General features: G+C 46.6%; 9 protein-coding genes. 2 read left to right on the top strand and 7 right to left on the bottom strand.

Annotated elements, in window-relative coordinates; all coding sequences use genetic code 11:
* Positions 1–35: 35 nt before the first annotated feature.
* The 4 genes from aceF to yhbY form a co-directional block, all read right to left on the bottom strand.
* Complete coding sequence (gene aceF / locus ACTHSQ_RS04360) at positions 36–1,655, bottom strand: dihydrolipoyllysine-residue acetyltransferase (RefSeq protein WP_440371304.1); 1,620 nt, start codon at positions 1,653–1,655, stop codon at positions 36–38.
* A gap of 144 nt (positions 1,656–1,799) precedes the next feature.
* Positions 1,800–4,463: a pyruvate dehydrogenase (acetyl-transferring), homodimeric type gene (gene aceE / locus ACTHSQ_RS04355; protein WP_440371303.1), complete on the bottom strand. Its 2,664-nt coding sequence runs from the start codon at positions 4,461–4,463 to the stop codon at positions 1,800–1,802.
* A gap of 620 nt (positions 4,464–5,083) precedes the next feature.
* On the bottom strand, positions 5,084–6,511 hold the full coding sequence (locus ACTHSQ_RS04350; RefSeq protein ID WP_440371302.1) for a tetratricopeptide repeat protein: 1,428 nt from the start codon (positions 6,509–6,511) through the stop codon (positions 5,084–5,086).
* Positions 6,512–6,735: 224 nt separating this feature from the next.
* Complete coding sequence (gene yhbY / locus ACTHSQ_RS04345) at positions 6,736–7,023, bottom strand: ribosome assembly RNA-binding protein YhbY (RefSeq protein WP_049352285.1); 288 nt, start codon at positions 7,021–7,023, stop codon at positions 6,736–6,738.
* A 111-nt stretch (positions 7,024–7,134) separates the two neighbouring features.
* On the opposite strand from yhbY, the gene ACTHSQ_RS04340 reads away from it, so the two are divergent.
* Positions 7,135–7,755, top strand: coding sequence for an RlmE family RNA methyltransferase (locus ACTHSQ_RS04340; RefSeq protein ID WP_004520613.1), 621 nt, complete (start codon positions 7,135–7,137; stop codon positions 7,753–7,755).
* 70 nt (positions 7,756–7,825) lie between these two features.
* Entirely contained in the window at positions 7,826–9,787 is a 1,962-nt protein-coding gene (ftsH, locus tag ACTHSQ_RS04335; protein ID WP_440371301.1) for an ATP-dependent zinc metalloprotease FtsH, read from the top strand.
* A 103-nt stretch (positions 9,788–9,890) separates the two neighbouring features.
* Here ftsH and tpx read toward each other — a convergent pair whose 3' ends face one another.
* The 3 genes from tpx to trpS all read right to left on the bottom strand — a co-directional run bounded on the left by tpx (position 9,891) and on the right by trpS (position 12,059).
* Positions 9,891–10,385, bottom strand: a complete 495-nt coding sequence (gene tpx / locus ACTHSQ_RS04330) for a thiol peroxidase (protein WP_440371300.1) — start codon at positions 10,383–10,385, stop codon at positions 9,891–9,893.
* A 42-nt stretch (positions 10,386–10,427) separates the two neighbouring features.
* Positions 10,428–10,967, bottom strand: a complete 540-nt coding sequence (locus tag ACTHSQ_RS04325) for a hypothetical protein (RefSeq protein WP_440371299.1) — start codon at positions 10,965–10,967, stop codon at positions 10,428–10,430.
* Between the two features lie 81 nt (positions 10,968–11,048).
* Complete coding sequence (gene trpS / locus ACTHSQ_RS04320) at positions 11,049–12,059, bottom strand: tryptophan--tRNA ligase (RefSeq protein ID WP_440371298.1); 1,011 nt, start codon at positions 12,057–12,059, stop codon at positions 11,049–11,051.
* Positions 12,060–12,195 lie beyond the last annotated feature (136 nt).

The following is a 12,195-nucleotide window of genomic DNA, read 5'->3' as shown; positions in this document are numbered from 1 at the left end:
GGCCTTTTTATTTAGGCCGTCTGAAAATGCTCGGATTACAGAGTAATGCGGCGGAAGTCTTTCAACAGGTTAGCCAGGAATACGGTGAAGCGCATACCGGCGGCACCGTCGATGACACGGTGGTCAAAGGACAGGCTCAACGGGCACATCAGGCGAGGAGCAAATTCTTTGCCGTTCCAAACCGGTTTGATTTGGGATTTGCACACGCCCAAGATAGCAACTTCAGGAGCATTCACGATTGGCGTGAAGCCTGTACCGCCGATGCCGCCCAAGCTGGAAATGGTAAAGCATGCGCCTTGCATTTCTTGTGGCTTGAGCTTGCCTTCGCGGGCTTTTTTAGACAATTCGGTCAACTCTTGGCTGATTTGTTTCAAGCCTTTTTGATCCACGTCTTTGATGACTGGAACAACCAAGCCGTTTGGCGTGTCGGCAGCGAAACCGATATTGAAGTAGTTTTTCAGCACCAAGTTGTCGCCATCCAGAGAGGCGTTGAATTCAGGGAAGGCTTTCAGCGCAGCAACAGAAGCTTTGATGATGAACGCCAATGGGGACAGTTTCACGCCTTCGCGTTCCCATTCTTTGTTCAGCTGTTTGCGGAATTCTTCCAATTCGGTCATGTCCGCTTCTTCGTGTACGGTAACGTGAGGAATCACAACCCAGTTGCGAGACAGGTTTTGACCGGAGATTTTCTTAATGCGTGACAGTTCTTTAACTTCGACGCTGCCGAATTTAGAGAAGTCAACTTTAGGCCATGGCAACAAGTCCAGACCACCACCCAAAGAGGCAGCTGCAGGTTTGCCTGCACCGCTTTGCATAACGGATTTAACGAAGGCTTTAACGTCTTCGCCCATGATTCGGCCTTTCAGACCGGTACCTTTGACTTGACCCAAGTCTACGCCCAATTCGCGTGCCAGTTTACGTGCGGAAGGACCTGCATGCGCTTTTGCAAATGCAGCTTCATCGATTTTGGCAGCAGCAGGAGCAGCAGGAGCAGCAGGAGCAGCAGGTGCAGGCGCAGCTGCTGGTGCAGTAGGAGCAGGAGCGGCAGCTGGTGCAGGCGCAGCGGCTTGAGTGGCAGGAGCAGGGGCTGCTGCGGCAGAGCCGGCAGTTTCTACTTCAATAATGGCGGAGCCTTCGGATACTTTGTCGCCAACTTTCAGGAATACGGCTTTAACCACACCGGCTTCGGTACATGGTACGTCCATGGTGGCTTTGTCGGTTTCCAGAGTAATCAGGGTGTCGTCAACGGCAACAGTGTCGCCGACTTTAATTTCAACGGCAATAACGTCAACGTCAGAGTGACCGCCGATATCAGGTACAACAACTTGTACGGTAGCGCCACCGGCAGGAGCGGCTGCAGGCGCAGCAGCTGGAGCAGCAGGAGCTTCTGCTGCAGGAGCGGCGTCTGCAGCGGCAGCACCGGTTTCAACGGTCAGAATAACGCCGCCTTCAGAGATTTTATCGCCAACTTTAACTTTAACTTCTTTAACAACACCGGCTGCATCAGCAGGTACGTCCATAGTGGCTTTGTCGGTTTCCAACGTAATCAGGGTGTCGTCAACGGCAATAGTGTCACCCACTTTAACTTCTACGGCGATGATGTCGACGTTTTCATGGCCGCCGATATCAGGGACTTTGATTTCTACGATACTCATTTGAGTTCCTTTAATATTTTCAGTTTGATGCCGTCTGAAAACTGTTTCACACGGCATCGGTACAGTTTGTTCAAACCATTCAAGCATTCGGTTTTCAGACGGCCTGATGTCTGAATGAAACAAACAGACCGTCTGAAACATCAATTAGCGTTTCCAGCTAGGAGCTGAATCAGCTTTGACACCATATTTTTCAATAGCTTGTTGAACGGTTTCTTTGCTGACTTTGCCTTGCTCGGCCAATGCGCTCAATGCAGCAACGGCAACGTTGTAGCGGTCAACTTCGAAGAAGCTGCGCAGGTTGGCACGGCTGTCGGAGCGACCGAAGCCGTCAGTACCCAAGACATGGTAGTCGTTAGGGATGTAGGCACGGATGCGGTCAGCATAGCTGCGGATATAGTCGGTAGCGGCAATTACTGGGCCGTCATGACCTTGCAGTTGAGAAGTAACAAACGGTACTTTTGCAGTTTCCAAAGGATTCAGACGGTTGAAACGTTCTGCTTCGATAGCGTCGCGATGCAACAGGTTGAAAGATGGGCAAGACCAGATGTCTGCTTCCACGCCGAAGTCGGCTTTCAACAATTCAGCACCGGCAATGACTTCTTGCAGAATGGTACCAGAACCCATCAATTGAACTTTCTTGTCGCCTTTGCCACCGGCTTTCAGCAAGTACATACCTTTCAGGATGTCTTGTTCCACGCCTTCAGGCATGTCCGGATGAGCGTAGTTCTCGTTCATCAGGGTGATGTAGTAGAACACGTCTTCGTTGTTGGCATACATACGGCGCAGACCGTCTTGTACGATAACGGCTACTTCGTATTGGAAGGTCGGATCGTAAGAAACGCAGTTCGGGATCAAATCGGCTTGAATATGGCTGTGGCCGTCTTCGTGTTGCAGGCCTTCACCGTTCAGTGTTGTACGGCCGGCAGTACCGCCCAGCAGGAAGCCGCGTGCGTGCATATCGCCGGCAGCCCATGCCAAATCGCCGACACGTTGGAAACCGAACATAGAGTAGTAAATGTAGAAAGGAATCATCGCAAAGTTGTTGTTGGCGTAGCTGGTTGCAGCCGCGATCCAGTCAGCCATTGCGCCTGGCTCGTTAATACCTTCTTGCAAGATTTGACCGTCAACAGATTCTTTGTAGAACATCAGTTGGTCTTTATCTTGAGGAGTATATTGTTGGCCTTTAGGGTTCCAAATACCGTATTGGCGGAACATACCTTCCATACCGAAAGTACGGCTTTCGTCAGGAACGATAGGTACAACGCGTTTGCCGATTTTTTTGTCTTTCAGCAGAGTAGACAGGATGCGTACGAAAGCCATGGTGGTTGAGAATTCACGGTCACCGCTGGATTTCAGTTGAGCATCAAATGCTGATAGCTCAGGCACTTCCAGAACATCTTGGGTAGGATTGCGTTTAGGCAGGTAACCACCCAAAGATTCACGGCGTGCGTGCAGGTATTTGTATTCTTCGCTGTCAGGAGCAAAAGTCAGGTAAGGCAGGTCGCCACTGTCAATTTGCTCGTCAGTTACAGGAATATCAAAGCGGTCACGGAATTGTTTCAGAGACGCTTTGTCCATTTTTTTGGCTTGGTGGGCAACGTTTTGACCTTCGCCGGATGCACCCATACCGTAGCCTTTAATGGTTTTTGCCAAGATTACAGTAGGTTTGCCGTTGGCATGGTTCGCAGCGCGGTCGTAAGCGTTGTACACTTTTTGAGGGTCATGACCACCGCGGTTCAATGCCCAAATTTCGTCATCAGTCATATCGGCGACCAATGCTTTCAGTTCAGGTGTATTGAAGAAGTGTTCGCGAACGTATGCACCGTCTTTGGATTTGTAAGTTTGATAGTCACCGTCCAAGCACTCTTCCATACGTTTGCGCAGAATGCCGTCTTTGTCTTTTGCCAAGAGGCGGTCCCAACGACGACCCCAGATGACTTTCACAACATTCCAGCCGGCGCCGGCAAAGTTGCCTTCCAGCTCTTGAATGATTTTGCCGTTACCGCGTACTGGGCCGTCCAAACGTTGCAGGTTACAGTTGATGACGAATACCAAGTTGTCCAAGCCTTCGCGTGAAGCCAGAGCAATAGCACCTTGGCTTTCAGGTTCGTCCATTTCGCCGTCGCCACAGAATACCCATACTTTACGGCCTTTGGTTTTAGCCAGACCGCGAGATTCCAAGTATTTCAGGAAGCGTGCTTGGTAAATTGCCATCAATGGGCCAAGACCCATAGATACGGTTGGGAATTGCCAGAAGTCAGGCAACAGGTGAGGGTGAGGGTAAGAAGGCAGACCTTTGCCGTCAACTTCTTGACGGAAGTTGTTCAGCTGGTCTTCAGTCAGACGGCCTTCAACGAAAGCGCGTGCATAGATGCCAGGGGCTACGTGGCCTTGGAAGAATACCAAATCTCCTTCTTCGCCTTCGCCTTTAGCTTTCCAGAAGTGGTTGAAGCCGACTTCGTACATAGTGGCGGCTGATTGGAAAGATGCAATGTGTCCACCCAATTCCAAATCTTTTTTACCCGCGCGCAAAACGATGGCGGCAGCGTTCCAACGAACGAATGCACGGATGCGGTGTTCGATGTTTTGGTCGCCGGGGATGCCTTTTTCGTCTTCAACGGAAACAGTGTTCAAGTATGGAGTAGTGGTGCCGTGAGGCATACGGATGCCTTTGTCACGGCTGTATTTGACCAAACTTTCCAGCAGGTATTGGGCGCGCTCGCTGCCTTCATATTCTAAAACAGAGCTTAACGCGTCTAACCATTCTTTGGTTTCAATTGGGTCAACATCGTGTAATTGGGTGGACATAATATCTATCCTTGTGTTGAGTGTTTTTCAATGACGGAGTATTACTCCGATATTTTCGTTTGCGAACAAATGTGAGTTAAAAACGAAAATTCCTAGAGTCAAATTCGAAAAAGTTTTAATTACTGAAATATTTTCAATACGTTATAACCATTGATGAAAAATCAGAAAGAATTGAACTTTTTGCGAACCGGCTAACCTGCAAATGCTATCAGTAATTGGGCAAACTGGCAAATCATGCTGTAGATATTGATAGGATGTAGAGGTTGGAATTAGGATTTTTTAAAAGAGTTATAGAGTTTGTTTTAAATCGAGATATTGAGTGGATATAGTAAAAAGTATCAAGTGTTTGAGTAAATAGATTCGAATACGAAAAACATTTTTAAAATTTTGTTGTAAATTGAAAGTTTGGATTGGGTTTAGGGTTTGAAAGGGAAAATTTAGATTATCTGATTCTTTACAAAGAGAGTAGGCCGTCTGAAGACTTTAAAGAGATTAAGAGGGAATGGGATTTGAAGATAACGATTATTGAGGAAGGGTAAATGAAAAAAATGACATGTACAGGCTGTTTAGTTTAGCTCTGACATGTCATTTATGTAGGAAGTTAGAATTTCAGACGACCTTTAATCGGCAGAGCCTTTTTGAGCGAATTGCTTCCATTGAGCCAAAAGCTCTTTGAGAACGTCTTGCTGTTCATGTCCATGTTGGATGGCTTCTTGCAGCCAGAAACAAGCATTATTGATGTCTTTTTCTACGCCCATACCGTGATAATACAGACAGGCAAGATTATATTGAGCCATCGTGTCTCTTTGTTTGGCTGCTGCTTCAAACCATTTTGCAGCTTGGGCATAGTCGACAGGTACACCTTGTCCACTGTAATACATCATGCCAAGATTGGTTTGGGATTTGCTGTGCCCACGTTCTGCGGATTGGTGGTATAGATCCAGTGCTTCAGCGTAATTCTGTTGGCGTTTTAAGCCATAGTGCGCTGCAAATGCCAGCTTGTATAGACGTTCAGCCTCCTGACGTTGGAGGGCGATTTCTTTCGTCAGCTCATAGTTTTGCTGGTTATTCAATGCGCTGTCAGACAGAAGTTTTTGGTAAGCGACAAGATTACCTAAATCAGCCGAGCGTTGATAATATTGACGTGCGGTGTCTGCATCAACTGCTTGTCCCAATCCGTAGCGATAGATATCACCTAAAAGGCGCAATCCTTCCGGATCATTTTGATCCGCAGCAAATTTAGCGTGCTGATAGGCCTTTTGAGGGTCTCGTTCGGTGTTTTTGCCCAATAGATAGATTTCGGCAAGTGCTACATGCGCGTTGCTGTCACCTTTTTCGGCAGCTTTTTCAAACCATTCCAATGCTTCAGCAGGATTTGATGCGACTAAGAGTTCTGCAAGAGAAGTTTGCGCCGGAACAATGTCGTAATCGGCGGCAATACGCAAATGTTCGATTGCTTTTTCAGGGTTTTGTGCAACACCTTGCCCCAATTTGTATTGAAGGCCGAGTTGCCAGTGTGCCGCAATAAATCCGTGTGCAGCGGATTGCTGATAAAGTTTATGGGAATATTCCAAATCAGGAGAGCTGGAGTATTGGTAATGTTGGGCTAAGAAGTATTGTGCCTGAGGATTTTGTTGTTCGGCAGCTTTTAATGCCCATTTGACTGCTTCTTGGTCATTGCCATTGTCTGCGTATAAACGCATCAGGCGCAGTTGGGCAGGAGCCAATCCTTCTTCGGCAAGCTCTTGATAGGTTGCAATGAGCTTTTCTACTTCTATTCCATTATTTTCTTGTAACTGGAGAAGATTATAGCGGGCATATGGATGACCAGCTCTTGCAGCTTGTTTTAAATATTCAACTGCAATTACTAAATCTTGCTCATTTTCATGGTGTTCGATCAGGCATCCTGCCAGCTGAAATGCAGCCTCAATATGCCCGGCTTCTGCTGCTTCGTAGAGCAATGGAATGGCTCGTGCAAAGTCAGGTGGGTTTTGAGTGATTAATTTTTCTGCTAGCAGAAAAGATTCTTCATATTGTTGAGCATTCATCGGTTTGCTTTTATATTTTGTGAAGGATTAAGAATAAAATTATCGGCCGACAAGGTGCGGCCGTTATGATTTTGTAATTTTGAGGTTATTTACAAAAACAGACAACCGGATTTGTATTTTTATACTTAGAATAATGGAATAATTTGTTTTATGCTGCATAAATACAACAGAAGGGTGTGATAAAGTGGGTTGAGAAAATACTTCTGCTGTTTATTCAGTTTAAATTATTCATCGTCCGGTTTTTTACGCCACAAAACAAGTAATTTACCAATATGTTGCACCAGTTGGGCACCCAGTGTTTCACACAGGGCATCACAAATTTCAATACGTTCAGCACGATCATCGCCAAAAACACGGACTTTAATCAATTCGTGTGCTGTCAATGCGGCATCGGTTTCTTTGATGACCGAGTTGGTCAAGCCTTGTTGGCCAACCATAACGACAGGGTGGAGGTGGTGTGCTTGGGCTTTCAAGGCCAAAATTTCTTTGGTGCTTAATTTGTTGTCGCTCATATTAATAAGTATCCAATTAAAAAGAATAATGGCTATATTGTACGCGATTTAGAACATTTACGGGGGAAATAACGTACAATGCTGATTTTAACTTAAGCATTTCAAATCAAGATGGCTGTACGCTCAAAATCTTCAAAAGCATGGCTGCATGAGCACGTCAACGATCATTATGTCCATATGGCACAAAAGGACGGATATCGTGCCAGAGCGGCTTATAAATTATTGGAAATCAATCAGAAAGACAAATTAATCAAGCCAGGTACAGTTTTGGCGGATTTGGGCAGTGCGCCGGGAAGTTGGTCACAGGTTGCGGCCAAGCTGGTCGGTAAAACAGGGGCAGTGTTCGCTTTGGATATTTTGCCAATGGATGCTATTGAAGGTGTGTCGTTTATTCAGGGTGACTTTAGGGAAGATGCTGTTTTGGAGCAGTTTGAAGCCTTATTGGATAATCGTCCGTTAGACCTTGTAATCTGTGATATGGCACCCAATATGTCAGGCAATGCCGTAACCGACCAGGCACGCAGTTTTTATTTGTGTGAACTGGCTTTGGATTTTGCCTCCCAGCATTTGAAAACCGGAGGCAGTTTTTTGGTGAAGGTGTTTCAAGGCGCGGGTTATCAAGAGTATACGGCGGCTATGCGTGAAATTTTTGCCAGTGTACAAACTCGAAAGCCGGATGCTTCCCGCAATCGTTCCAGTGAGATTTACCTATTAGGTAAAAATAAACGCTGACAATGTAGGGTGGGTGCTTTAAAATTCTTTCCCTTGATTTTATTTATTTTGTAACCATGGAGCCTGTTCAGTGGGGAATACCATTAAAAACATATTAGTCTGGGTAGTGGGTGGTGCTATGCTTTTAGCAGCATTCAATGCACTCAGCGATAAGCAGGAAGATAAACAGCAAATCGAATATTCTCAATTTATTCAGCAAGTTAATAGTGGCGAAGTATCCAATGTCAATATTGAAGGATCTGTTGTCAGCGGCTATCTGATTAAAGGTGAGCGCACCGATAAAACTTCCTTCTACACCAATGCGCCTTTGGATGACAACTTGGTTAAAACACTGTTGGACAACAAAGTACGCGTCAAAGTGACTCCGGAAGAAAAACCAAGCATGCTGGCCAGTCTGTTTTACAGCCTGCTGCCTGTTTTGTTATTGATTGGCGCATGGTTCTACTTCATGCGCATGCAAAGCGGCGGTGGCGGTAAAGGCGGCGCATTCTCTTTTGGTAAGAGCCGTGCACGTTTGTTGGACAAAGATTCCAATAAAGTTACTTTTGCCGATGTTGCCGGTTGTGATGAGGCAAAAGAAGAAGTACAAGAAATCGTGGATTACTTGAAATCGCCTAACCGTTACCAAAGCCTGGGTGGTCGTGTACCGCGCGGTATTTTGTTGGCCGGTAGCCCTGGTACGGGTAAAACATTGCTGGCTAAAGCGATTGCTGGTGAGGCCGGTGTGCCATTCTTCAGTATTTCAGGTTCTGACTTCGTAGAAATGTTTGTCGGTGTCGGTGCGAGCCGTGTCCGCGATATGTTCGAGCAGGCTAAGAAAAATGCGCCATGTATCATCTTTATTGATGAAATTGATGCTGTCGGCCGTCAGCGTGGTGCCGGTTTGGGCGGTGGCAATGATGAGCGTGAGCAAACATTGAACCAATTGTTGGTTGAAATGGATGGTTTTGAAAGCAACCAAACCGTTATTGTGATCGCAGCAACCAACCGTCCTGATGTACTTGACCCTGCGTTGCAGCGTCCGGGCCGTTTTGACCGCCAAGTCGTTGTTCCATTGCCTGATATCCGTGGCCGTGAGCAAATCTTGAAAGTACACGCTAAAAAAGTACCTTTGGATGCATCCGTAGATTTGACTTCTTTAGCACGCGGTACACCTGGTTTTTCAGGTGCGGATTTGGCAAACTTGGTCAATGAAGCAGCTTTGTTTGCTGGTCGTCGCAATAAAGTGAAAGTCGATCAAAGCGACTTTGAAGATGCAAAAGACAAAATCTACATGGGTCCGGAGCGTCGCAGCATGGTGATGCACGAAGATGAAAAACGTGCGACAGCCTATCATGAGGCCGGCCATGCAATCGTAGCGGAAAGCCTGCCGTTTACCGATCCGGTTCACAAAGTAACCATCATGCCGCGCGGCCGTGCGCTCGGTTTGACTTGGCAGCTTCCCGAACGCGACCGTATCAGCATGTACAAAGACCAAATGCTGAGCCAGCTTTCCATCTTGTTCGGCGGTCGTATTGCCGAAGACATCTTCGTCGGCCGTATTTCCACCGGCGCATCTAACGACTTTGAGCGTGCAACTCAAATGGCACGCGAGATGGTAACGCGTTATGGTATGAGCGACAAAATGGGGGTGATGGTTTATGCTGAGAACGAAGGTGAGGTATTCTTGGGTCGCAGCGTAACCCGTTCTCAAAATATTTCCGAGAAAACCCAACAAGATATCGATGCGGAAATCCGCCGTATTTTGGATGAGCAATACCAAGTGGCTTACAAAATCTTGGATGAAAATCGCGATAAGATGGAAACCATGTGTAAAGCACTGATGGATTGGGAAACCATCGATCGAGACCAAGTTTTGGAAATTATGGCCGGTAAACAGCCTAGTCCGCCTAAGGATTACAGCCACAATGTCCGCGATGACAAAGTAGAAGAGCCTGAAGCACCTGTTGCTGAAGCTCTTGAACCTGTTGAGCAAAATGAGGTTCAGAATACTGAGTCAGTAGAAGCAGACAAAACAGATAAATCTGTATAAGGCTTGAAACAGAAAACGGTAGCTTATAAGCTACCGTTTTTATTTTGAGGATAATCTAAAGACCGTCTGAAAAGCTTCAGACGGCCTGATTTTATTTGGTTAATTACAAAACAGCCAAAGCAGCTTCGTAGTCAGGCTCGTTCGCAATTTCAGAGACCAACTCAGTGTGGAGAACTTGGTTTTGCTCGTTCAAAACCACCACTGCACGGGCAGTCAGGCCGCGTAATGGGCTTTCTGTCAGTGTAACACCGTAATCATTAGAAAAGCTGCTGCGGAATGTAGAAAGTGTCACTACATTTTCCAAACCTTCTGCACCGCAGAAACGGGCTTGTGCAAACGGTAAATCGGCAGAAATGCACAAAACGACGGTATTATCCAAAGAAGAGGCACGTTTGTTGAAAGTGCGGACGGACTGGGCGCATACGCCAGTGTCAATACTAGGGAAAATATTCAGCACTTTGCGTTTGTCTGCAAAGTCAGCCAATGATTTCTCAGATAGGTCTGCCGCTACCAATGTGAAATCAGGTGCAACCTGGCCGATGGCAGGCAAATTGCCGTTTGTAGAAATAGGAGAGCCTTGGAAAGTAACTTGGGCCATGATTCAGTCCTTGTGTCAGGGAAAAATAGGATAGTCAGGGGGTTAGTAATGACGGCGGCGGAAATAGAACATGCCTTCGCTGTCAATTTCTAAAATATAGCGGCCGTTTTGTACGGCGGCATAACCGCTTTTACCTTCGGTATAAGGTTGCAAAGCAGCATGTGATATCAGATAGTCAGTTAGTTTGCTACCATCTTGGGCAATATTATCCACCATTTTTGCAAAGGCAGTGTGGCAGATTCCGTTGGCTGACCAGCCGGCTGAAACGCCTTTTTCATTTTTTTCCATGCATTGGCCGCTGATGACTTCTAAGTCGGTAGGGTGCTTGCCAATCAGATTGATGACGCCACCCTCTATGCCGTTAATCGGATAGGTGCGTTGTTTTTTACCTTCTTTGGTTTCGCCTTCTTGAGCTGTACCCAAATCCAAACCGGCTATGGCTTGTTCATCGATATATTTAACTTTGAAGGTAGGCTTTGGCGCTTTGCCTGAAGCAGCATCATTGGCTGCATTATCTTCAGATTTACCGCCGCAGGCAGCCAATGAAAGGCTGAGCAAGATAAGGGGAAAGGTTTTTTTCATATGAGAAACCCTAGAAAAACGATTATATTTCAAATAATAAACGATACTATGGCCGTCTGAAATTTTCAGACGGCCTTGCTATTATTTCAACGGACGAATACCTACCGCGTCGCGTACTTTATCCAACAATTCGCGTGCTTCTTTACGTGCTTTTTGTGCGCCGGACTGCAAAATGTCTTCAATTTGAGAGGGTCTGGCGGTCAATTTATTGTAGCGCTCGCGCGGCTCTGCGAGTTCGGCATTGATTTTTGCGCCCAAGAGTTTCTTAGCCTCACCCCAAGCAAGGCCTTCGGCCAGCATTTGCGTGAACTCGGCAGTTTCAGACGGCGTGGAGAAGGCTTTGTAGATTTCAAACAGAGGACTTTCATCAGGCTGTTTCGGCTCGCCGGGTTCTTTCATATTGGTGATGATTTTGTTGACCGATTTTTGGGTTTTCTTGTCGTTTTCCCAAAGCGGAATGGTATTGCCGTAGGACTTGGACATTTTGCGTCCGTCTAAGCCGACCAAGAGTTCGACATTTTCGTCGATTTTTACTTCTGGCAGGGTGAAGAGTTCTTGGAAGCGGTGGTTGAAGCGGCCGGCAATATCGCGTGCCATTTCAACGTGTTGGATTTGGTCGCGACCTACTGGTACTTCATGGGCATTGAACATAAGGATGTCGGCAGTCATGAGGATAGGGTAGCTGTACAGGCCCATTTCCACGCCGTGATCCGGATCTTCCTGACCGTTTTCGGTATTTGTCTGTACTGCGGCTTTATAAGCGTGGGCGCGGTTCATCAGGCCTTTTGCGGTGATACAGGTCAGAATCCAGTTTAGCTCCATCACTTCGGGAATGTCGCTTTGACGGTAGAAAGTAGTCTGTTCCGGATTGAGTCCGCAGGCGAGCCATGTGGCGGCAACAGCTTGAGTAGATTGATGAATCATTTCCGGCTCATGACATTTGATGATGCCGTGATAGTCGGCTAAAAAGAGGAATGATTCGGTATTGGAATCTTGCGCTGCGCGGATAGCCGGGCGGATGGCACCGACATAGTTGCCCAAGTGTGGAATACCTGTTGTGGTAACGCCTGTTAAAACTCGTTTTTTGCTCATGAAAGTATCCTTCGGCCCAAAGGCCGTCTGAAAATAAATATGGTGCCGATTATACCTGATTATTCTTGATTTTTCAGACGGCCTTTTGAGTAAGGGGTAACTGGATTATAAAAGTTATACACATAAAATAATAAAA

This window comes from Neisseria sp. P0009.S008 (assembly GCF_051958615.1).
Taxonomy (GTDB): domain Bacteria; phylum Pseudomonadota; class Gammaproteobacteria; order Burkholderiales; family Neisseriaceae; genus Neisseria; species Neisseria subflava.
This window is presented reverse-complemented; position numbering and strand designations above follow the sequence as displayed.